The sequence below is a fragment of the Rasiella sp. SM2506 genome (assembly GCF_050859505.1).
Lineage (GTDB): Bacteria > Bacteroidota > Bacteroidia > Flavobacteriales > Flavobacteriaceae > Marinirhabdus.
On record NZ_CP193934.1, the window covers coordinates 2,035,529 to 2,057,210 of the forward strand.

The window sequence follows — 21,682 nt, forward strand, 5'->3', positions numbered from 1 at the left end:
TCTAGCGACTACCGACTATAAAAAATGAAAATCCCAGAATTTATACGTGCCAATCTGCTTTTAAAAATGACCTCGCTTAATGCGGTGGTGGTGAGCATTAGACTGGCGATTGCGTTTGGAATGCAACGTATTATGTATGAGTTTATAGGTGCGGAAGGTCTCTATAAAGTTGGGCAGTTACGTAGTTTAGAACAATTGCTTACTTCAGTAACTTCTTTGGGAGTTTTTAATGGGGTGGTAAAATACCTCGCCGAATACAAAGATGATAAACCACAATTACAGAAACTTTTTTCCTCTGCTTTTGTCTTTTCTGTTATTGGGACAACGGTTGCTGGTCTGGGGTTATTCTTTGGTGCAGAATTTATAAGCGACTATCTTTTTGCTACAAGAGATTTCGCCTATCTCTTAAAATTTATAGCAGTTCTTACTCCGGCGATTGCTCTACAGCGCATTTTTGATGGCGTGGTAAATGGTTTGTCACAATACAAGCAGTATGCGAAGATTCAGTTTATAAGCTACCTTATAAGCACCATACTCACATTGGCAGCGCTGTATTTTTATAATTTAGATGGAGCGCTACTGGCGATTGCTTTGTCTCCTGTGATTCAGTTGGGGATGATTTTTGTCGTATTCTTCAAGGTTGTTAAGGAATATATTCAGTTTAAAGAGTTGTCTTTCAATACACCCATGGCCAAGAGTTTATTAGCTTTTACACTTATGAGTTTTGTGTCTTCCATCTTGTTACCCTTTGTAGAAATTGATCTTCGTTCTATGATTGCTGAACGAATTTCGGAAACAGATGCAGGTGTTTGGACCAATGTAACGGTACTATCAAAAAATTATATGGTGTTTTCGGGTTCTATTTTCACACTATATGTATTACCAAAATTCGCCAGCATTCATACCGGAAAAGAGTTTAAAAGCGAGGTTTTCAATATTTATAAAACATTGTTACCCATATTTGGTTTGGGAATGCTGGTGGTTTACTTACTGCGCAATGTACTTATAGAATTATTGTATCCCGGATTAACCGAAATGGCTCCACTCTTTAAATGGCAACTCATGGGAGATTTTATTCGTTTGGGGTCTTTGGTATTGGCACACCAGTTTTTGGCGAAGAAAATGGTGCGTAATTATATTTTTTCTGAAATTTTCTCTATCGGATTGTTCTTTGGTCTATCGTATTATTTTGTAGTAGATTATGGTGTAGAAGGTATCGTGATAGCTCATTTTATCCGTTATGCGCTCTACTTTTTACTGGTAATATTTTTATTGTGGCGTTATTTCAATAACCGAAGAAATAAAAGATTGAAAGCTCAAAAAACCGATTAAAATAGTAATTTTATCATATGATGTCTGTAGAAACTTGTACACTATTTTTAGATAATGAATCCTTCGAATTTAACGTAGAAGGCAACTTTTTTTGGGGAGAAGATACTTTATTATTTCAGCCCGAGGATAATGTAATCTCCAAGGTTTCATGGAGTAAAGACGGTTTTGGCGTAGTAGATGCCTTTCACGGAAATGAATTTGATGCCTTAAAAGCTTCCATTTTAAAAAACATACTAAAAGCATTTGATGCTCACGGAATTGAATATCCGGAAAACTTTCAGTTAAAAAACTACCATAAAGTAGTTACTACCAACGAGCAGCATTTACAAGTAATAGACATCACCAGAAACTTAACCAACGAAGACTTCGATTTCGATATAGAGATGCTTGCGGAGCGCTTCGGAAAAATCCTTGGATATGAGCTTACTTCTTTTGTAGAAGAATTGGGTAAGTCACATATACAAATACGTGTTAACCGTCCAAGTTCTTTAGATATAAATCCGCCTCACAGAGATGGCTATTTAAGCTACTGGGAAGATGTGGTGAATGTGTGGATACCTATTGAAGGCTGTACACCGCAAACTTCCTTGCCTGTATTGCCAGGGAGCCATCTGTTGCCAGAAAACGAAGTACTGCGTACCGAAAGTAAAGGTGCCACCATAAATGGGAATACCTATTATGTGCCTTGTATTTTAAAAACCAAATCTGGCGATTTAAAAATGATGCGCCCCAACCCGAAAGAAGGGGAAGCCATCTTATTCTCCCCTTTCTTAATCCACGGTGCAGCGGTAAACAGAAGTGACAGCACTAGAGTTTCTATTGAATTAAGATTCCCGAAGGTGAAGTAATACGTTGAGAAGTTGAGATTTCGATGTGTTTAGAAGTATTCAATTTTATTTCAATCATCAACTAGCAACCATTATTCATAGTCCATTTCTCAAAATAACGGGTAGCAGCCAGTACGTGATCGTGTTCTTTTTCTACAAAGGCACGGGCATTTTTGGAGATTTCAATTATTTTTTGCGGATTGTGAATAAGCCAGATTAATTTTTCAGCAATTTTTTGTGCATCGGGCAGGGCGTTGATGGCTACTTCATCTTCAGCAAGCTGGTAATACTCCAAAAATTCTTGTTCGGCACCTGTAAAGACTACTTTTCCTTTTGCCATAGCTTCCAGCGCATTAAAACCCTGGTCATAGGCAAAAACCTGATCTAAAAGAATGTGGCAGTTGTCAAATAACCTGATATATTCAGCATAGGGAACACTACGTACAGTAACAACCTCTATTTTATCTGAATGTGTTTCAGCAACCAGCGCGAGTGCTTTTTCAAAAATATCATTTCCTTTTTTGTAGTAATTGTTAGTGTTAATTCCGTGGAAAATTATAACCTTGTCTTCAATCTTTGGAAGATGGTAGGTAAACTTACTTAGGTTTACAGGGTTTGGAACCATGCCCAAATATTCCGGGTACCCTCGTAACGGAATGTCGTAATCCAAATCGGACGCAATCACTCCGTGTATGTTTTCAAAAATATAATGATGTAGAGACACAAATTCAGGCTGTAGATATTGCGTCATATGCTGAAACTGTGCTTCGTCACCTTTTTTTTCAAGATAGGGTGTGGCAATGGAGTACCTAAATTTTTTATCCATTGCATATTTAACGCTCACGTAATCGGTTCCGCAGGAAAGCAGGAACACTTTTTTATTATTTTTAAAGATAAAATCTAACAGTTCTTTTTCAATTTTGGGCACTGTTTGAAAAGATACTTCGTTAATTAATTGTACAATATCGTTGCCTTTAAAAATAGTTTGATTTTGGAAAAACTGTTTTTGTATGCTTTGTGAATTAAGGTCTTTTTTGAAGAGTTTATAAACTACCCGTTTCAAAAATAATTTAAAACCAGAAGTAAATGGTTGTACAAAATTAACGTCAACCTGCCTTTTTTTAAATCCGTCACCCAAACCCACAACGGTAACTTGATGCCCTAATGCTACCAAACCTTCTTTCAAAGTATGGTGAGAAGAATTATATTCGCCTACCAATAGGATTTTCATGTAACTTGGCTATTGAAAGTTTAAATTTATACCGTGCAAAATACGCATAAAAAAATTTGTATCGTTAGCATTTGCCTCGCAAAAGGAGGGGCAGAGCGATCGTGTGCTATGCTTTCTGAAATGTTAGTAACGCAGGGTTACGAAGTACATATAGCTATTTTAACGGACGAAGTAAGATTCTCATATAGTGGCACTCTATTTAATTTGGGGAAGCTTAAAAAAGAGAACGAAACTATAAGCGGAAGGTTTAAACGATTGCTGACATTGAGAGCATATCTCAAAAAACATGCTTTCGATGTAATAATAGATCACCGCAGCAAAAACGATTATTATCGGGAGCTTTTTTACCATAAAGTGATTTATAAGGGCTTCAAAAAAATATACGTAGTACATAGTTCAAACCCTAGTTTGTATCTTACTCAAAAGCCAAAGGAGTTTGCAAAGCTGTACAATAAGAATATGGTGACTGTTGGCGTTTCTAATTATATTTCTAAAACTATTTTGCCTTCTTTTGGTATAGAAAATTCGGTGACTATCCACAATGCTTTTGATCCTGCCTGGGGTGAGTCCCAAAGAAGATTACCCGGAACCATAACGGCGGGAAACTACATCCTCTCGTACGGAAGAATAGACGACCCTGTAAAAGATTTTACATTTTTACTGAATGCGTACACCGCTTCTCATCTCTGGAAGGAAGGAATACAATTGGTTATTTTGGGAGATGGCGATGATAAAAAAACACTCCAGCAGTTTGCTCAAATCTTACCAAGCGCATCTCAAATTGTATTTTTACCAAACCAATCGCCATTTCATATTATTGCAAACGCACAATTTGTAACGCTTACCAGTAGGTTTGAAGGCTTCCCAATGGTACTAGTAGAATCGCTCTCTTTGGGGGTTCCTGTAGTGTCCTTAGATATTGTTTCGGGGCCTTCAGAAATTATTGAACACGAAAAAAATGGCTTGCTCATTGCCAAAAGGGATGTATCTTTATTTGCTGAAGCCATGCAACGTATGAGTACAGACAGTATCTTAAGAGAACAATGTCAAGAAAACGCAAGGGCTTCCGTAGCACAATTTTCTACCGAAGAAATCGCCAAACAATGGAACCAATTACTATACAATGAATTACGTTAACCTAGACGCCATTACTTTAAAAGAAATTCCTAAAATCATAGCCGAAGACGGCCGTGGCAACCTTTCTGTAATTGAAAAAGAGTTGTTACCCTACGAGATTAAACGCGTGTATTATTTGTACGATGTGCCTAGTGATTCTATTCGTGGCGGACATGCACATAAAGAACTACAGCAGTTTTTAATTGCTGTTGCGGGAAGCTTTTCGGTAGTGTTGGATAATGGGAAAGAACGGAAAACGTTTCATTTAAACAGGCCTAACAAAGGATTGCTTATTCCAAGTGGTGTTTGGCGAGAGTTGGAGAATTTTTCGGCTGGGGCGGTGTGTCTTTCTTTAGTAAGTGCGGCGTATGACGAAGAAGATTACATAAGAGAATACGCCAATTTCAAATCAATTAAAAGAAGTTAACCGAACACCTAACGTTTCAGCAAGGGCTTTTCCTTTCAATAATAATTTTAGCATTTGTTTTGGTTGTTTCAGCATATACCGCTGTTTGGCCGTTAGATTTTCTGGTGCGATCTGGTTGGCAAACCTTTTAAATGTTGCCGTATCACCTGCCATTTTATGTTGCATAGCAAATGAAAAACGATTTAAGTCCAGATACGTTTTTAATCCTGGATGTTGGTCTGCATAGGTTTCATACCTATCTACATCCATAAAATTTCTAATGAGTGTGGGTGTATGCGAAATCCTATTGCTACCATCCAGATTATGTCGTGCCGTAATGCGATTGCTAAAGGCCAGGGGAGCTGCTAAAGCCGCACGCAACCACAAATCTGTGTCTTCTCCGGCACCGTGGGTGATGGCTGTGTCAAACCCATCTAAGTCTTCAAAAAATGTTTTTTTAAAACAAACGGCACTTGTCCAGGCTAGCGTGTCTACCAGACTATTTTCAAAATAATGGGGTACTAAGCCCATCCAATCTGCTCCTTTTTCAAGAACGGGAGAAATCATTGGAGAGATAAATTTTTTATGATGTCTTTTTTCGTAGGCAGTGGCGTACCAGGGATTTTCAGGGAATTTTTTAACTAATGTGTTGAGACTTTCTAAATGTGTAGGGTACCAATAATCGTCTGCGTCCAGAAAAACTATATGCTCGGCTTTTGCTTTGGAAACACCCATATTTCTGGTTTTAGAAACCCCCTCATTTTTTTTACTTACATATTGAATGCGCTCGTCTTTGACCGTCTGTACAATGTCTGCACTTTTATCGGTAGAGCCATCATTCACAATAACCACTTCAAAATCTGTGAAGGTTTGTAGAAAAAGGCTGTTTAAGGTGTTTAAAATATCCTTCTCTTTGTTATATAGTGGTATGACTACTGAAAATTTAGGCAATTTTTTTCTGTTTAAGTTGGATATAATACTGTAAGCGATACAAATCGAACCACCTCATATTAGGGTCTTCAGAAAGCAAGTTACGTTTTACTTTTGAAGAGATGGTACTATAATACAATTGAAACAAAGGTACTGCATGCCATTTTTTAAGTTTCAGATATATTTTTTGAATATTTCTCGAGTCTGTGGGTAATTCGCCAGTTTCTTCCAAAACAAGGGTGGTGTCAATGGCTTCCAGAGATTTTTGCAGAAATTGTTCATTGCTTTCCAGACCCAAATGATATACGGGATTATCAATATGTAACACTGGAATTTTTTGGGCTTCCAGTTTCTGTTTAAAAAGTAAATCTTCTCCGTAGGTTTTAATCTTGATGGTTTTATTAATTTCTAAAAATAGTTCCTTTTCAATCAAAAAACAAGCTGTTGTAATGCTACTATACATCGCTTTGTTACGTTGCGTTACCGTAAGCGTTTCCCGAGCATGGCCATAGGTCCATCGTAATATTTCATTGGTATCTGGCTTTTCTTTTTTATAGGTAATTCCGCCTAAAACTATTCCTTTTTTATCTATATATTTTAAGTAACGTGTAATAAAATCGGTATGTACTGGTACCACATCGGCATCTAGAAATAATAGTTTGGAGTAGGTTGCTTTTTCAGCTAACAAGTTTCTGGTAGTGGTTCTTCCACCGTTTTCAGCAAGCTTATAGTAGCGTATAAATGGTAGTGTTTCTAGTTTTTCGGTTTCAGCAAAATATAATGAGGAGGCATCGTCCAGGAAAATAATTTCGATGGGATGTGAGATGTTTTCAGCTTCTGCGGAAAGTGCTTTCGCCAGCGGAAAAACATTGTAATTGTATGTAGGAATTAAGATGGATAGCATACGAGATGCGAAATTACAATATTAACTTGCAATGCCATATACCTTATGTGCATACTATTGTTTAAATTTAGACATATGAATATAACTTGCACTTCACCAAAATACTTGTTTGGTTTCATTTTTATGCTACTGGTGCAAACAGTTCTGTACAGTCAGGCTGAAGATCAATGGTTCTTTTTTAGGGCGAAGGATACTCTTTTTAATCCACAATTTGATACAACAGGAGACTACCTTACGTATACTGGTAGTGACAATGGGCTTCGGAAGGTTTTGGAAGAGTATAAAATTTCAACCTTTAAGAAAACCTACAGAGGAGCTAAAAAAGAAGATCTTAAAAAAACTTTTTTTGTGATTGCAGACAGTCCTGAATTACTAAATGATCTTTTAAGAAAAGCCAGGCATTTATTTGATTTTGGCGAGCTAGTAACCGAACAGGACAAAAAGATTTTTGAGCCTAATGATTATGGGCTTACGAGTACTATTGGTGAAAATATTGGTTTGCAGGTAAACTTAGATAATTATGATTTTTTGGGATTACCACAAGCCTGGTATTACACAACAGGCTCAAAAGATATCTTTATAGGAATGTCCGATGGTCTCCTGGACACTACCAGCGTTGAGTTTAAAGGAAAAACGAAACAGATTAGGAAATCTTCATTTTCTAATGGCCATGGGGTAGGGCAAGCTGCGAAGGCTGCTGGTCAGGGAGATAACGGGTATGGCGTGCCTGGAGTTTGTTACGATTGTAGTCTATACGGAACGAATTATGGGGATTTCAAATATTTTGAAGAAGTAAAAGAACTAGCAGTTTTAGGTGCAAAAGTTATAAACTGTAGTTGGATAGGACGAACCTATTATGAGTCTGGACAACAAGCTATAAACGATATGTTTGAAAAAGGTACTGTTATTGTAGCTTCTGCAGGAAATAAAGGTTGGGATGAAACAAAAGGAGAACTATTGTACTACCCGGCTTCTTATAAAAATGTAATTTCGGTATCCACAGTAATGTATAAGCATGAAAATGCATTAGATAATATACAAATTGGAAAAACCGGAAAATATTATGCCGAAAATATAAGAGGTACCGTGGGGAGAACCATGGGATTTAAAGATAATGATACTTTAAAAGCTCCACATATTTATTATGTATCAACGGCAACACTAAATACCGAAGTTGATATTTTGGCACCTACCACAGGAATATTTTTATTAGAAAAATATATAATGTCCGGGGAGTTTCTATACCATAAATATCAAACCACATCGGGAGCTGCTCCCTTTGTTTCTGGAACCATTGGTCTTATGTTTTCTTTGGCTCCGTGTCTCCCTGTAGATGAGGTGGAGAGCATTTTAAAAATGACAGCTACAAACATAGATCATATTGAAGCTAATGAACCTTTTAAAGGTATGTATGGTGCTGGCATGCTTAACTCTGGCAAAGCGGTTAAAATGGTTCATGATTTGTTTTCCGAAAATGAAACGGTTTTCATTGAAAACCAAAATTTTTCAAGATGGGATTTTAAATTGACTTCTTATTCAGATAAGGTTGTGATTAGAAATCAGGAATTTTCAAAAAATACTACCTTAAACTTACGAGCAAAAAATAAAATTGTGATTGCACCCAACACGGTGTTGCGACCTAATGACAGCGGTAGGATACACCTAAAAATAGACCCTAGCCTAACTAAAGAATGTGAATTGAGACTCCGGAAAGAAAAATAATTATTTATTCATCTTTCGTAGGGTGTAGAGCCATATTTTTTTTTGCAATACAAAAGACACTAATCCCAAAAGGAAAATTTAAAACCTGAAGTAATTTATTTTCAAAATTGATAAGTTGCGTAAGAAAATAATTTCCGAAGGGCTTATCAATTAAATCACCATCGGTATTGTTTTCAGTTTTTTTAGCTGTGCTTTCAATTTTTCTGAAAAGGTACACAGGAACAAATAGGAAAAAATTCCAAAAGCTGGATTTTTTTATTTTGAAGCCAGTATGCTCCATTTTGTTTTTAAGTTCAGGCAAGGTATATCTCCTGTAATGCATATTTACTTTGTCGTGATGGCTCCAAAGCGACATAAATGCCGGAACAAATATCATGATGGTTCCCTGGTTGGTCAATAAGTTATTCCAGTTTTTAAGCGCACTTTTGTCATCTTCAATATGCTCTAAACAATCTGAAGCAATCACAATATCAAATTTTTGTCGGAGCTCAATGTGTTGCGCATCCATTACATATGCATTAGGGATCCCATTTTTTTTACAATTTTCTATGGCTATGGAGCTTATGTCAACACCATATAAATTTTCAACTGCAAAACCATCCTGTTTTAATTCGTCTAATAGTATTCCTGAAGAACAACCAATATCAAGTATGGTAGCATCTTTAGGATATTTAGCAAGTAACTTTCTTATATAGTTTCTCCTAGATTTAAACCAGAAATGTTCTTTTTCAATTTTGTGATATTTTTCTTCAAACCCCTTTTCCATATTATTTTTTAAAATCTAGTACTTATTTTTTGGAGTTGATGCATACACCTTGAAGTATTCATTTTCATCAATTAATTTCCAGGTAGCTGCAATGCTTTTGTAAATTTCATAATGACTTAATTGTTCTGAAGAGTAATCGGTTACTTCCAGAAATACCACCGAATTTTTTTCTTCTAATTTTTTTATAAGTACGCTGTGGTTTTCATTTATCTCTGCGTCGTGAGCCCAATCTGTCCCTATAGGATTAACGGTATTTGTAAGGTAATGTGCGTGAGTAGCTGCGGGAAGCACTGTGAAATTTGGATATTTTAATGACAATCTCTTTAGCTCTTTGTATTTGTAAAAAGTTTCCTTATCACTTTTTATGAATGCTAATTGAGGATAGAGGGTGTCCATCTCGTAGGTCAACTCTTTTCTGGCTGAATCTCTATAAATAGTTTTATAACCAATAAAAAATGTTGCTAGGTATAACAGTATGACACAGCCATATACCAGTTTTGAAATTTTAAAATTTTCAGAATTAAAAAAGAAAATAAACGTTGTAAATATTAGGGGTACTGAAAAATGAATAGGGGTTCGATACCCATTACTTATCGAGGCGCTCCAGCCCAGAGCTAATAAAAGTAACAGCAATAAATAGTTAGCATCTTTTCTCGACATAATAAGACAATATACTACACTTGCGATCCACCAGATCTGAAAGATAAATGGTATCACCTCCCATGTATCCCCATTTTTAATAAAGAATACACTAATAAAAGTTGCTATTAAAACATTTAAAACTAAAAAAGAGATCGTTTTTGAAGTGTATTTTAAGCAAAGCCACACCAAAAGCAGCGATGCAAGTAGGTATAGCCAATTAAATTTCAATGCCAGATAATACGATTTAATTCCTGCATCTTTTAGTCCTGAAGAGGAGGTGCGCACAAAAGTTTGCTCCCAAAATGGCGCTAATGAGTTGCTAAAATATTTAAACGATAGATAGCCTACTACCGCGATACATCCAAATAGAGTATAAAATTTTAACCTGAAAAAGTCTTTTTTAATAAGCAGATATACAAATACAAAAATGGGCATAAAATAAAAGGACTGCTTGGAGAAAACCCCTAAAACTAAAAAAACCGACCCTACTAGTAGAGATACTATTGTAGTATTTTTCCTAAGTAAAAAATACATTCCAATCATACAGAAAAAAACACCATCGACAGTGTTCCATCCCATGGGCGGATAATTATGTATCGAAAGTAACGCGCCTACAGTAGCGATGAAGTATACGGTAGCAGTATCTTTTATAGCGAAATGCTGCGTTAAAAGTTTTGCCCCTACTAAGGAGTACACAAAAATCTGAACATAAAAAAAGCTCCTGTCAAGAACATATCCATACGTTTCAGAAATAAAAAGAAAAATGGTGTGAAAGTAAGCAGGAATTGCGGGTCTGGTATATATAAAATCTCGGTGAGGAAATTGGCCGTTATAGATATTCCAACTTGTTCCAAATATATATCCCGTATCTGTGCCTTCAAAGCCATAGGGCATATAAAAAATAATATAGAAAATACAGAGGAGGCAGAAGGACCATTTAAAGAGCTTTCCTGTCCAAGAATTCTCAATCGTCATGTGGCTGCTTTTTTAAGTTGGAACTTTCAATAATATAAAGAGGTCTTTTAAGTAAATTTCTGTTCATTCTACTTATGTAAGCACCAATAATTCCGATAGAAATAAGCTGAATGCCACCAATAAACAAAACGGCAATAATAAGAGAAGTCCAGCCTGTGATGGTTTTTTCTAATATAAAGTGCGAATAGATGGCAACAACAATCGCTAAGAATGAAAAAAAGGAAATCAAAAATCCTAACTTAGTAACAAATGACAAAGGCTTGTCCGAAAAGCCAGTAATGCCGTCCATGGCAAAATTGAACATTTTTGATATAGAATATCCTGTTTTACCTTCCGTACGGCTGTCTCTGTTATACAACACGTGGGTTTGGTTAAAGCCTAACCAGGCAATTTGCCCACGAATAAATTTATTTTGCTCAGGCATTAGTCTAAGGTAGTGCACTACTTTTTTATCTATAAGCCTAAAATCTCCGGTGTCCAAAGGAATATCTATAGTGGTAATTTTTTTTAAAACCCGGTAAAATACCTTTGCGGTTGCTTTTTTAAAGAAACTTTCACCTTCTCGTTTTTTTCTTTTAGCGTATACAACTTCGTACCCTTCTTTAAACTTTGTATATAATTCTGGAATGAGTTCTGGAGGGTCTTGTAAATCGCCATCAATAATCACCACAGCTTCTCCATTGCAGTGATTTAGTCCTGCTGTAACGGCTATTTGGTGTCCAAAATTTCTACTAAAATTTATATAGCGAACTTGAGAGTCTTGTTCAGTTAGTTTTACAAGTTCAAAAATAGATAAGTCTTTGCTGCCATCATTTATAAAGATGAACTCATAGTTTTCTGAAATTTTACGTACCGAATCCTTGAGCCGTTTATACAAAACAGGAATATTTTTTTCCTCATTGAAAATAGGAATAATAACCGAAATGTCTGGATGCTTGTTACTGTGTATCATACATGGGCCATCTTAAACTAGACGGTTTTTTGGACAACCTCAAAAATCTGACTTTCGTCACATTTTAATGTTTTTGAAGGATATTTTAAAAGCAATGCATAATCGTGGGTAGCCATTAAAATGGTATTGCCGTTTTTATTTATTTCCTGTAACACCTGCATTACTTCTACGCTGGTTTGAGGGTCTAAGTTTCCGGTAGGCTCATCTGCGAGGATAAGTTCTGGGTCGTTCAATAATGCTCTGGCAATAGCCACACGTTGTTGTTCTCCGCCAGAAAGTTGGTATGGATATTTAAACGCTTTAGTTTTCATCCCAACTTTGTCCAATACTTTTTCGGTTCTTTCCTTCATGGCTGCTTTGTCTGTCCAGCCTGTAGCTGTTAATACAAAATGAAGGTTGTCACTTACCGTGCGATCATTCAGTAATTTAAAATCCTGAAAAACAACCCCTAATTTTCGACGCAGAAACGGGATGTCTTTTTCTTTCAGCGTAGGTAAATCGTATCCTACAATATGGCCTTCCCCTTTTTGAAGGGGTAGATCACCGTAAAGCGTTTTCATAAAACTACTTTTTCCTGTTCCTGTTTTTCCAATGAGATACACAAATTCGCCTTTATCTATAGAAACTGAAACATCTGAAAGAATTAAATTTTCACGCTGAAAAATAGAAGCGTTCTGTAAAGAAAGTACTGTGTTTTCGGACATTGGGAGGTATTTTTATAAATAACGTTTCAAAAGTAATGCTATTCTTCCAACTCCGAAAGTTTTTCCTTTAGTACCTCAAGTTCTTTTTGTTGCTGAAGGGTATAGAGCGTTAACTCTTCCACTTTCTCCAATAATAATAAGTTCATTTCTTTAAGAGACATTCCTTCCTTCGCAAGTGTTTCGGCCGAAGGAACGTTTGGCAAATGCTTGTGTTTTATTACAAACGCCTCTAAAGCAGTTAAGGACATTAACTGATACGCTGGTTTCAACGTTGAGGTACCTTCTGCATACCATTCAAACACATAATCCGGCGCCACGGCGCCTTCTAGATCTACGAGTACTTCTTGCGTATGTATCTTTCCCTTTACGGTGAGTAACTCATCTGGGTTGTTGGTGCCAATACCAATCTTTCCATTTTTTTCTGAAATATTTTTGTAGTTACCACCCTGGGCAACACAGTGTATTGAGAATAGAGTTAGTACTATTAACAGTATATTCTTCATAACATATTAAATTTTATATTTTATGTGGTTTAAATTTAGGTAATTTTATACTGTTTCTTGATATTATGTAAAGAGATATATTTTTTAGTACTTGTTCTATATGCATTATTCAGGAAATCCCGAAAAGCAATTGTGAGTATAGCCCACAAAGTTGTTGAAGACTACTAAAACGGACCATATAATTTTATTTTAATTGCACTCACTGTGACCTTGTTATGGTAAAAACAACAAATTTCAGCAATTTTACATTCCAAACTATATAATTAACCAGCCATAAATACGTTACTACGCTAGCAACACTTCTACTCTAAAATTCTGAAATCCTACAAATATGTCCAAAAGCCTCGCACTTTTAGCACTTTTGCTATGCGTTACTGTTACAACATTTTCGCAACGCACTGCTACCTATACCAATAATCTGGTAGACTATAACAAAGCCATAGAACTGTATAATAACAGTCAGTTTTTGGCGGCACAGTCCCTATTTACCACCGTAAAAGAAACTACTTCTGAAGTTACCATAGAAGGCGATTGCGCCTATTATATTGCCAATTGCGCCGTACGTTTAAATCAGCAGGACGCAGACCAGTTAATGGAGGAGTTTGTGGAGGAATATCCAACCAGTATTAAAAGAAACGACGCGTATATTAACGTAGCCAACTATTATTTTGAAAACGGAAAATATTCCTACGCCCGCAAATGGTACGACAAAGTAGACGAAAAAAGTTTGCCGCGAAGCGAACAGGATAGATACTACTTTAACAACGGATATGCTTACTTTAAGAACAAGCGTTATGAGGAGGCTAAGAAATACTTCAACCGCGTAACTACTTCCGAAAAATATGGTTCTCAGGCAAAATATTATTTAGGTTTTATTGCCTACGAAGGAGATGATTATGTTGAAGCCAACACTCTTTTTGAAGAAGTAAAAGGTGACGAACGTTACAACGAAGGGCTTAGCTATTACCAAGCCGATATGAATTTTAAACTGGGGAAATTTCAGGAATCAATCGATTTAGGGAAAGAACAGTACGAAACGTCTAATCCACAGGAAAAAAGTGAGCTTTCCAAGATCATTGGGGAGAGTTATTTTAACCTTGAGCAATACGCAGAAGCCATTCCGTATTTAAAGGAATACAAAGGGAAGCGTGGTCGTTGGAATAATACAGACTATTATCAGTTAGGATATGCTTATTACAAGCAGGGTAATTATGAAAGTGCTATTGGTGAGTTCAATAAAATTATAGATGGAAACGATTCTGTAGCGCAAAATGCCTACTACCATCTGGCCGAAAGTTATCTGAAATTAGACCAAAAGCAACAAGCGTTAAATGCGTTTAAAAATGCCTCAGAACTGGATTTTTCTACTGAAATTCAAGAAGATTCGTATCTTAATTATGCAAAATTAAGTTACGAGATTGGAAATAGCTACCAGAGCACTCCCGAAGTATTGTTAGGCTTTATGGAAGCTTATCCTAAAAATGCCAATAATGAGGCGTTGAAGGATTTGTTAATAGACAGCTACCTTACTTCAAAGAATTATAAGGGAGCGATGGACTTGCTGGAAAACAACAAGAATTTCGAAAACAAACTGGCATACCAAAAAGTAGCTTTTTACCGCGGAATAGAATTGTACAACGAAGGTGCGTATAGTGAAGCCATTACCATGCTGAATAAATCTCTAAAAGAACCCCGCGATGCCAGTTTTACAGCAAGAGCCACCTATTGGAAAGCCGAAAGCGATTTTCAACTCACTAATTTTGAAGAAGCGTTAATCGGCTACAAGCAATTCGCACAATTACCGTCTGCCTCGCAAACACCCGAGTGGGAAAACAGTAAATATAACTTGGCTTACAATCAGTTTAAGTTGAAAAATTACACCGAAGCCATTACCCAGTTTAAAGGCTATGTAGAATCGTCTACTGCCAATGGCGCACGTAAAAAAGATGCGTATTTGCGTTTGGGCGATAGCTATTTTGTGACCAGCCAATACTGGCCAGCCATGGAAAATTATAACAAAGCCATCGAGTTAGGAACGACAGATAGGGACTACGCTTCTTTTCAAAAAGCGATTAGTTTTGGTTTTGTAGACAGAAAAGATTCTAAAATTGAAGGGCTGCAAGAGTTTGCCAAAAATTTCCCCAATTCAATATATAGAGATGATGCATTATACGAACTTGGAAATACCTATTTAAGTCAGGAGAAAACTCCGGAAGCTTTACGAACGTACGATAAGCTTATCAACGAAATGCCTAAAAGTAGTTATACGTCTAGAGCCTTGATGAAAAAAGGGTTGATTTATGACAACTCAGGTAAAAGCAACGAAGCACTTGCTATTTTTAAGCGAGTAGCCAAGGATTTCCCGTCTACCCCAGAAGCATTGCAAGCGGTTTCTTCGGCAAAACTTATTTATATAGATCAGGGTCGCGTGAGTGAATACGCTACTTGGGTTAAAGGATTGGACTATGTGCAAGTAGAAGATGCAGAATTGGATGACGCTACCTATCAAGCTGCAGAGCAACCTTACTTAGAGAATAAAACCAGCCAGGCACTTTCTAGATTTGAAGACTATTTAAAACAATTTCCTACAGGGCAACACGCGTTGCAGGCACATTTTTATTTGGGACAGTTGTATTTTGCTGAAAATAAATCGGCAAAAGCTATTCCGCATTTTGAATTTGTGGTTTCTAAAGAGCGAAGCGAATTTACCGAACAAGCCTTAGCGCGGATTTCAGAATTATATTTAGGACAAAAAGACTACCAAAACGCTTTAAAATATTTAACCCGTTTAGAAACCGAAGCCGACTTTCCGCAGAACATCATTTTTGCACAAACCAACAGTATGAAGGCTAGCTATGAGTTGAAAAAGTATGCCGAAGCTGTCATTTTTGCTGAAAAGGTACTTCAGAATGGAAAGATAGACAACGCCATTAAAAGCGATGCGCAAATAATTATAGCGCGCGCTGCTATAAAGACCGGAGACGAAGCCAAAGCAAAAACTGCCTATTCCGAAGTTTCAAAAATAGCAACCGGCGCGCTAGCTGCTGAAGCCTTGTATTACGATGCCTATTTTAAAAATAAAGTGCAACAGTATGAAGCTTCTAATGTTTCCGTACAAAAATTGGCGAAGGATTATTCTGGGTATAAGCAATACGGTGCCAAAGGACTGGTGTTGATGGCAAAGAACTTTTATGCTTTGGGGGATTCATACCAGGCAACCTATATACTGGAAAGCGTTATTAGCAATTTTACAGAGTTCCCGGAAACTGTAAACGAAGCCAAAGCCGAGTTGTCACTCATAAAAAGTGCCGCCTCAAAAACAAATGCTTCGGTAGAAACAGACAAAAATTAATTTTTCCATTCATCATTTCAATAATAACTAATATGAGAACATTCATATCTAAGAATATATATAGACTTTACGAAACTCTTTCCTTCTTCACCCGCCTCCAAGGAGTGACGCAAGGAGAAAGAGGATGGCATTTTAAGGGTGTGTATTTCCTACTCTTCATTTTCCTGTCCTTTTCCACATTTGCCCAGGAAGAAGAAAATATAGGCACCGAAGTTATCAATATTGTAAAGCCTTATACGCCCACCATTAGCGATGCGTTTAAAGTGAAGGAAACACCTGTTTTGAACGATTCGGTAAACACTCCAAAAAAGAAGGTGCAATACCAGATTTTTTCTGTGCCTGTAGCATCAACGTTTACACCTGCAAAGGGAAAAGCGGCTACTGTAGAGAAAGTAAAACCTGTAAAATTGTATGATAATTATGCAACCTTAGGTTTTGGTAATTACACCACTATTTTAGGAGAATTGTACAGCAATTTTCAGATTAGTAGAACCGACAACGCTGGGTTCTTTTTTAGACACAATTCGTCTCAAGGAGAGATTGACGGTGTGCGCCTGGAGAATAAATACTACAACACCCAGTTAGATGGAAATTATACGAGTAGACAGCGCGATGTATCGTATCGTTTGGATGCCGGAGTAAAACATCAGCTCTTTAATTGGTATGGTTTAAATGAAACCTACGACACTGCCAATGATGAATTTATAAATGGCCTGGATGCCCAGCAAACGTATTTTAGCGGAAACGTAGGCGGCAGCATTACGGTGGACGATTCTTTTTTTGAAAAGGTTTCGGCCAACATTCGTTTTTTGAGCGATGCCTATGGTTCTTCAGAATTTAATATAAAAGCGAAGCCAGAGTTTTCATTTCCGTTAACATCTTTCACTTTAAAAGTAGATGGAGATATAGATTATTTAAGCGGTAGTTTTGAAAAAAAATATATAGATGTAGGCCTTGGAGGTATTAATTACAGCCAGTTAAATGCCGGGGTTACGCCATCGTTGGTGTACCTGAACGACGATCTTACCTTGTCTTTGGGAGTAACCGCCATGGCAGGCCTAGATCTTGAAAATAGTGATACCGACTTCTATTTATATCCTCAAATTAATGCTTCCTACCGTTTGGTGGACGAGTTTCTTATTGTATACGGTGGTGCAGATGGCGGATTGACACAAAATAGTTACTACGATTTTAAAGAAGAGAATCCGTATGTGTCGCCTACTTTGTTTATTGCGCCTACGAGCCAGTTGTACAATGGTTTTGGAGGGGTAAAAGGAAAAGTGACTAATTCTATTGGGTATAATTTACGTGCTTCTTACGGAAAAGAAGACAACAAAGCACTCTTTAAAAGCAATCCAGATGGCCAAAGTAATACCAGCATGACCGAAGGCTATGGCTATGGAAACTCATTTCAAGTGGTGTATGACGATGTGAATACCCTTTCTGTTTTTGGTGAGCTAAAGGTGGATGTTTCGGAAACATTCAGTTTGGGAGTGAATGCCGAATTTTTAAGTTATACGACTGATGCCCAACAAGAAGCGTGGAATCTTCCTGAATTAAAAGCGACCTTATTTTCAAATTTCAGTATTACTGAAAAAATATATGGAGGCGCAAGTCTCTTTTATGTAGGAGAACGTCAGGATAATTTTGTGAAGGCTGGAATTTTTGGAACAAACATAAATAGAATAGAAACATTGGATGCGTATCTCGATGCCAATGTACATTTGGGATATCGTGTAAACGAGCGCCTGGCTATCTTCGCCAAAGGGAGTAATTTATTGAGCGACAATTACGAAAGATGGCTCAATTATCCAGTACAAGGCATTCAGGGGTTACTAGGAGCGACCTATAAATTTGACTGGTAATTTCTGAAGTATGCATTTTGAGTGGTAAGCGAGGAATTAATGGATATAAAGAGAAAATAAAAAAGAGAATTATTTTTCTCTTAAGTCACTCTATTTCATTTTGTTGTGTTGAAGGTGTAGGGTGATCGATTTTTAAAAATCTCGATAACTCGTGAAATTCGTGTTATTGCTACGCAACCAAATTTCATTAACTGCGTCTGTTTGTAAATGCGACCAATGAAAAATCTACTTTTACTCTTTTTTTTGGCAACTGTTACTTTAGTTGGTTGTAGTAATGATGACGATAACAGTTCACAAGACCCCTTGGAAGGTTCCTGGAATCTTGTAAGAATTACAGGGGGCATAGCAGGTGTTACAGATTCAATTCCCCCCAATATAATTACGTATAAATTTTTTAATGGTAACCTTACTGTTAAGAATACAAATCCGGAACCAGATTTTTCTTTTCTGGAAACTGGCGAATATAGTTACCAACTCACGATACTAGATACAGAACAGGTCTTGCTCATAGAAAATAGGGATTATCAAGTATTTTCTCTAGAAGCAAATGCATTTGATATTGGAGACCCTTTACCCGTAAATGATGGATTTAATTATGAATTTGAACGCTAAGTTATGAACCATAAAAAAATGCTTTTTATTTTTGCAGGGATTGCTATTGCCCTTATCTCTTTGGGCTTTTTAATAGGTAGTGAAGAACCCTACGCAAGCATCTGGCAAGTAGCTGTTAAATTCTTCCTACTCTCCTTTTTAGTATTTGCCATACAAGCACTATGTTATTTCTTTGGATATCGTATGTATAAAATAGTTTCAAGAGGTAGGTTGTATTAAGCTAAAGTTCCAGAATACCTCATTCTCACCTATATTTTACTCTTTCAGCGAATCGGTTTTTCCTTTTAGCTCTTTCAAAGAATCGGTTTTTTTCCTTTCCTTTAAAAGTTCTATTTTTACGGAAAACCAATCATACATGAAACAGTTCGTTTTTCTACTTTCAGGATTTTTATTTTTAAATTGCGCTCCCGAAAAAATTTCGGCAGACCTTCTCGTTAAAAATGCTACCATTTACACGGTTACCGATGTATTTGAAACTGCAAATGCTTTTGTAGTAAAAGATGGGAAAATCCTAGAAATAGGTCTTAAACCCGAATTAGAATTAAAATACGATCTCAAAAAAACCTATGATGCCAAGGGTGCGACTATTGTTCCAGGCTTGATAGATGCACACGCGCATTTATACAATTTGGGAGTAACGAGACAGCAAGTAGATCTGGTGGGTACCACAAGCTATGATGCCGTTTTAGAACGTGTGAAAACATTTCAGCAAGAAAAAAAGGTATCTTACATTACAGGCCGTGGTTGGGATCAAAACGATTGGGAACATAAAGAATTCCCTACAAAGAAAGAACTGGACTCCTTGTTTCCCGATACCCCCGTAGCACTTACAAGAGTAGATGGTCACGCTATGATCATAAACTCCAAAGCACTAGAACTGGCAGGAATTACAACGAAAACTAAAATGGACGGCGGAGAAGTAGTGCTGGATAGTTTAGGACAACTTACGGGAATTTTAATAGATAGCCCTATGAGTTTGGTTCGTACTTCTATTCCCGCTCCTTCAAAAGAATTTTCTATACAAGCGTTGAAAGATGCTGAAAAAATATGTCTGGAAAATGGCCTTACCACGGTTAATGATGCAGGTCTTAGCCGTAATATCATAGAACTAATTGACAGTCTTCAACAAGCCGATGTACTTAAAATTAAAGTATACGCTATGGTGAGTAATACCGAAGATAACCTGGCTTATTTTCTAAAAAAAGGAATTATTAAAACAGATAGATTGCATGTGCGTTCGGTAAAAGTATATGCAGATGGTGCTTTGGGTTCCAGAGGTGCAGCGCTTCGGAAATCGTATAGTGATAAGGAGAATCATTTTGGTGCCATGATTACGCCTTCGGATAGTCTGGAGCAATTGGCAGTGCGTTTAGCAAAAGCAGGATACCAAATGAATACGCATGCCATTGGAGATTCTGCAAATATTTCGGTATTGCGAGCATACAAAAAAGCACTAGTAAATTATCCGGACGCCCGTTGGAAAGTTGAACACGCCCAGATTGTAACTCCTGTAGATTTTGATATATTTTCAAAAAACATCATTCCTTCCATTCAGCCAACCCATGCCACTAGCGATATGTATTGGGCCGAAGATAGAGTGGGGAGTGAGCGTATACAAGGTGCGTATGCTTACAAAACATTACTGGATAGAGCAGGTATTGTAGTTTTGGGGACAGATTTTCCTGTGGAACAGGTAAATCCAATGCACACTTTTTATAGTGCTGTAGCCCGTAAAGATTTAAAAAACTATCCAGAGGGTGGTTTTAGAATGGAAGATGCGCTAACACGAGAAGAAACTTTAAAAGGAATGACTACCTGGGCTGCATATTCAAACTTTGAGGAAGGCGAAAAAGGGACCATAGAACCTGGAAAAGCGGCAGATTTCACCATACTAGACAGAAATATCATGGAAGTCCCGGCAGATAGCATCCCGAAAATAAAAGTATTGGCTACCTTTATTAATGGTGAAATGGTATTCAGCGAAAAATAGAAATTTATAGTTTCAGCGTATCAAAATTTTATTTTAATGGCTATTTTCCTCCTTTAGCCCGCAAATCTGCTAAACAAAGTGCGTCTAATTTTGGAATGTCAGAATCCATAGGGTCGGGAATTGTACTAGGGATAGTGCTCGCAAAGAACATTAAACAGTCCTCCACAACACAGTGTTTGTTATTATCTGGATCTTCGTGGTCTGTATGAATATCGTCATTTAGAATATTCACTAAACCAAATAAGTGGCCAAATTCGTGTCTTAACGTGGTAGCTTCCACTAAAAATCTATCTACTTCCAAACCCTGCAATGTTTCTTGATATATTACCAGAGACGTATTTCTATACGCCGTCCCTAATGTCACAGTAGAGCCTGTATCTGAAGATGCATTCCCATTGGCAAAAAATACGTAAATCGCAATTTGGTCGTCTGTAGTATATTGGGTGCGGTTTGCCGTTTCAATGTCTCTTATTTCCTGTGTACTGAAAGGTTCACCATCTGGTGGAGCAATTACAGTTTCTACAATACTAATGCCTCCTGGTTTCGTAATACGCTCATTCAAAAACTGTCTGAAGTTATCGATAGTACGCTGCTCTGGTCTAAAGCCGTTGCTATATACTATTTCTACCACAAGACTTTTATAAATATCGTCAGACAAAATATCCTCGGCAGATTCGCCCAAACCTAATAGATTTTCAGTTTTTGAATCGTCTAAAGGGGAGTCATCGTCTTTTTTACAAGAAGCAATAAGTATAAGAATAGAAAATAAGAGTAGGAATTTGGAAAAATAAGTCTTCATATATGTATTTAGTAATTTTAGCAAACATAACGCAAATATGCGATTATGAACAAA

19 protein-coding genes are annotated in these 21,682 nt (G+C 36.9%); 10 read left to right on the forward strand and 9 right to left on the reverse strand.

The annotated features are described in order from the left end of the window. Positions 1-24: 24 nt before the first annotated feature. Together ACQ2HF_RS09310 and ACQ2HF_RS09315 are read left to right on the forward strand one after the other, a co-directional pair. On the forward strand, positions 25-1,332 hold the full coding sequence (locus ACQ2HF_RS09310) for an O-antigen translocase (protein WP_432410157.1): 1,308 nt from the start codon (positions 25-27) through the stop codon (positions 1,330-1,332). A gap of 17 nt (positions 1,333-1,349) precedes the next feature. Beyond that, positions 1,350-2,180 (forward strand): phytanoyl-CoA dioxygenase family protein, encoded by an 831-nt coding sequence (locus tag ACQ2HF_RS09315; RefSeq protein WP_432410158.1) that lies wholly within the window; start codon positions 1,350-1,352, stop codon positions 2,178-2,180. A gap of 61 nt (positions 2,181-2,241) precedes the next feature. Here ACQ2HF_RS09315 and ACQ2HF_RS09320 read toward each other — a convergent pair whose 3' ends face one another. Then, positions 2,242-3,390: a glycosyltransferase family protein gene (locus ACQ2HF_RS09320; protein ID WP_432410159.1), complete on the reverse strand. Its 1,149-nt coding sequence runs from the start codon at positions 3,388-3,390 to the stop codon at positions 2,242-2,244. Positions 3,391-3,423: 33 nt separating this feature from the next. Between ACQ2HF_RS09320 and ACQ2HF_RS09325 the strand changes: the two genes are divergently transcribed. Further along, complete coding sequence (locus tag ACQ2HF_RS09325) at positions 3,424-4,527, forward strand: glycosyltransferase (protein ID WP_432410160.1); 1,104 nt, start codon at positions 3,424-3,426, stop codon at positions 4,525-4,527. Beyond that, positions 4,514-4,933: a sugar 3,4-ketoisomerase gene (locus ACQ2HF_RS09330; protein ID WP_432410161.1), complete on the forward strand. Its 420-nt coding sequence runs from the start codon at positions 4,514-4,516 to the stop codon at positions 4,931-4,933. The genes ACQ2HF_RS09325 and ACQ2HF_RS09330 overlap by 14 nt, the downstream gene beginning before the upstream one ends. Here the strand turns inward: ACQ2HF_RS09330 and ACQ2HF_RS09335 are convergent. Together ACQ2HF_RS09335 and ACQ2HF_RS09340 are read right to left on the reverse strand one after the other, a co-directional pair. Further along, entirely contained in the window at positions 4,916-5,863 is a 948-nt protein-coding gene (locus ACQ2HF_RS09335) for a glycosyltransferase family 2 protein (protein ID WP_432410162.1), read from the reverse strand. The two genes, ACQ2HF_RS09330 and ACQ2HF_RS09335, sit on opposite strands and share 18 nt — an antisense overlap. Then, positions 5,856-6,746 carry a glycosyltransferase family 2 protein gene (locus ACQ2HF_RS09340; protein WP_432410163.1) on the reverse strand — a complete coding sequence of 297 codons (891 nt, stop codon included), beginning with the start codon at positions 6,744-6,746 and terminating at the stop codon, positions 5,856-5,858. Before ACQ2HF_RS09340 ends, ACQ2HF_RS09335 begins: the two co-directional genes overlap by 8 nt. A gap of 75 nt (positions 6,747-6,821) precedes the next feature. Here ACQ2HF_RS09340 and ACQ2HF_RS09345 point away from each other — a divergent pair, with 75 nt between their 5' ends. Beyond that, complete coding sequence (locus ACQ2HF_RS09345) at positions 6,822-8,468, forward strand: S8 family peptidase (protein ID WP_432410164.1); 1,647 nt, start codon at positions 6,822-6,824, stop codon at positions 8,466-8,468. A gap of 4 nt (positions 8,469-8,472) precedes the next feature. Here ACQ2HF_RS09345 and ACQ2HF_RS09350 read toward each other — a convergent pair whose 3' ends face one another. Genes ACQ2HF_RS09350 through ACQ2HF_RS09370 form a run of 5 tightly spaced genes read right to left on the reverse strand, consistent with a single transcriptional unit; the run spans position 8,473 to position 13,010 of the window. Then, complete coding sequence (locus tag ACQ2HF_RS09350; protein ID WP_432410165.1) at positions 8,473-9,234, reverse strand: class I SAM-dependent methyltransferase; 762 nt, start codon at positions 9,232-9,234, stop codon at positions 8,473-8,475. 15 nt (positions 9,235-9,249) lie between these two features. Beyond that, a complete protein-coding gene (locus ACQ2HF_RS09355; protein WP_432410166.1) occupies positions 9,250-10,851 on the reverse strand; it encodes a hypothetical protein in 1,602 nt (533 codons plus the stop codon). After that, on the reverse strand, positions 10,841-11,803 hold the full coding sequence (locus ACQ2HF_RS09360) for a glycosyltransferase (RefSeq protein WP_432410167.1): 963 nt from the start codon (positions 11,801-11,803) through the stop codon (positions 10,841-10,843). Before ACQ2HF_RS09360 ends, ACQ2HF_RS09355 begins: the two co-directional genes overlap by 11 nt. Positions 11,804-11,820: 17 nt before the next feature. Next, positions 11,821-12,507: a cell division ATP-binding protein FtsE gene (locus tag ACQ2HF_RS09365; protein ID WP_432410168.1), complete on the reverse strand. Its 687-nt coding sequence runs from the start codon at positions 12,505-12,507 to the stop codon at positions 11,821-11,823. A gap of 38 nt (positions 12,508-12,545) precedes the next feature. Next, the gene (locus ACQ2HF_RS09370; RefSeq protein ID WP_432410169.1) at positions 12,546-13,010 is read right to left on the reverse strand and encodes a hypothetical protein; all 465 of its coding nucleotides are present in this window, start codon (positions 13,008-13,010) and stop codon (positions 12,546-12,548) included. Between the two features lie 331 nt (positions 13,011-13,341). On the opposite strand from ACQ2HF_RS09370, the gene ACQ2HF_RS09375 reads away from it, so the two are divergent. The 5 genes from ACQ2HF_RS09375 to ACQ2HF_RS09395 all read left to right on the forward strand — a co-directional run bounded on the left by ACQ2HF_RS09375 (position 13,342) and on the right by ACQ2HF_RS09395 (position 20,829). Then, positions 13,342-16,362, forward strand: a complete 3,021-nt coding sequence (locus tag ACQ2HF_RS09375) for a tetratricopeptide repeat protein (RefSeq protein ID WP_432410170.1) — start codon at positions 13,342-13,344, stop codon at positions 16,360-16,362. A 32-nt stretch (positions 16,363-16,394) separates the two neighbouring features. After that, positions 16,395-18,227 (forward strand): TonB-dependent receptor, encoded by a 1,833-nt coding sequence (locus tag ACQ2HF_RS09380; RefSeq protein WP_432410171.1) that lies wholly within the window; start codon positions 16,395-16,397, stop codon positions 18,225-18,227. A gap of 216 nt (positions 18,228-18,443) precedes the next feature. Beyond that, positions 18,444-18,839: a hypothetical protein gene (locus tag ACQ2HF_RS09385; RefSeq protein ID WP_432410172.1), complete on the forward strand. Its 396-nt coding sequence runs from the start codon at positions 18,444-18,446 to the stop codon at positions 18,837-18,839. A gap of 3 nt (positions 18,840-18,842) precedes the next feature. Continuing rightward, complete coding sequence (locus tag ACQ2HF_RS09390) at positions 18,843-19,058, forward strand: hypothetical protein (RefSeq protein WP_432410173.1); 216 nt, start codon at positions 18,843-18,845, stop codon at positions 19,056-19,058. Between the two features lie 136 nt (positions 19,059-19,194). Then, positions 19,195-20,829, forward strand: a complete 1,635-nt coding sequence (locus ACQ2HF_RS09395; protein ID WP_432410174.1) for an amidohydrolase — start codon at positions 19,195-19,197, stop codon at positions 20,827-20,829. Between the two features lie 40 nt (positions 20,830-20,869). Here the strand turns inward: ACQ2HF_RS09395 and ACQ2HF_RS09400 are convergent, their stop codons facing one another. Beyond that, positions 20,870-21,628, reverse strand: coding sequence for a membrane metalloprotease (locus tag ACQ2HF_RS09400; RefSeq protein ID WP_432410175.1), 759 nt, complete (start codon positions 21,626-21,628; stop codon positions 20,870-20,872). Positions 21,629-21,682: the final 54 nt, after the last annotated feature.

Bases quoted from the DNA above. Each gene is read 5' to 3' on its own strand.
- ACQ2HF_RS09310 (WP_432410157.1), top strand. From the start codon at position 25: ATGAAAATCCCAGAATTTATACGTGCCAATCTGCTTTTAAAAATGACC.
- ACQ2HF_RS09315 (WP_432410158.1), top strand. From the start codon at position 1,350: ATGATGTCTGTAGAAACTTGTACACTATTTTTAGATAATGAATCCTTC.
- ACQ2HF_RS09320 (WP_432410159.1), bottom strand. From the start codon at position 3,390: ATGAAAATCCTATTGGTAGGCGAATATAATTCTTCTCACCATACTTTG.
- ACQ2HF_RS09330 (WP_432410161.1), top strand. From the start codon at position 4,514: ATGAATTACGTTAACCTAGACGCCATTACTTTAAAAGAAATTCCTAAA.
- ACQ2HF_RS09340 (WP_432410163.1), bottom strand. From the start codon at position 6,746: ATGCTATCCATCTTAATTCCTACATACAATTACAATGTTTTTCCGCTG.
- ACQ2HF_RS09345 (WP_432410164.1), top strand. From the start codon at position 6,822: ATGAATATAACTTGCACTTCACCAAAATACTTGTTTGGTTTCATTTTT.
- ACQ2HF_RS09350 (WP_432410165.1), bottom strand. From the start codon at position 9,234: ATGGAAAAGGGGTTTGAAGAAAAATATCACAAAATTGAAAAAGAACAT.
- ACQ2HF_RS09355 (WP_432410166.1), bottom strand. From the start codon at position 10,851: ATGACGATTGAGAATTCTTGGACAGGAAAGCTCTTTAAATGGTCCTTC.
- ACQ2HF_RS09360 (WP_432410167.1), bottom strand. From the start codon at position 11,803: ATGATACACAGTAACAAGCATCCAGACATTTCGGTTATTATTCCTATT.
- ACQ2HF_RS09365 (WP_432410168.1), bottom strand. From the start codon at position 12,507: ATGTCCGAAAACACAGTACTTTCTTTACAGAACGCTTCTATTTTTCAG.
- ACQ2HF_RS09370 (WP_432410169.1), bottom strand. From the start codon at position 13,010: ATGAAGAATATACTGTTAATAGTACTAACTCTATTCTCAATACACTGT.
- ACQ2HF_RS09375 (WP_432410170.1), top strand. From the start codon at position 13,342: ATGTCCAAAAGCCTCGCACTTTTAGCACTTTTGCTATGCGTTACTGTT.
- ACQ2HF_RS09380 (WP_432410171.1), top strand. From the start codon at position 16,395: ATGAGAACATTCATATCTAAGAATATATATAGACTTTACGAAACTCTT.
- ACQ2HF_RS09385 (WP_432410172.1), top strand. From the start codon at position 18,444: ATGAAAAATCTACTTTTACTCTTTTTTTTGGCAACTGTTACTTTAGTT.
- ACQ2HF_RS09390 (WP_432410173.1), top strand. From the start codon at position 18,843: ATGAACCATAAAAAAATGCTTTTTATTTTTGCAGGGATTGCTATTGCC.
- ACQ2HF_RS09395 (WP_432410174.1), top strand. From the start codon at position 19,195: ATGAAACAGTTCGTTTTTCTACTTTCAGGATTTTTATTTTTAAATTGC.
- ACQ2HF_RS09400 (WP_432410175.1), bottom strand. From the start codon at position 21,628: ATGAAGACTTATTTTTCCAAATTCCTACTCTTATTTTCTATTCTTATA.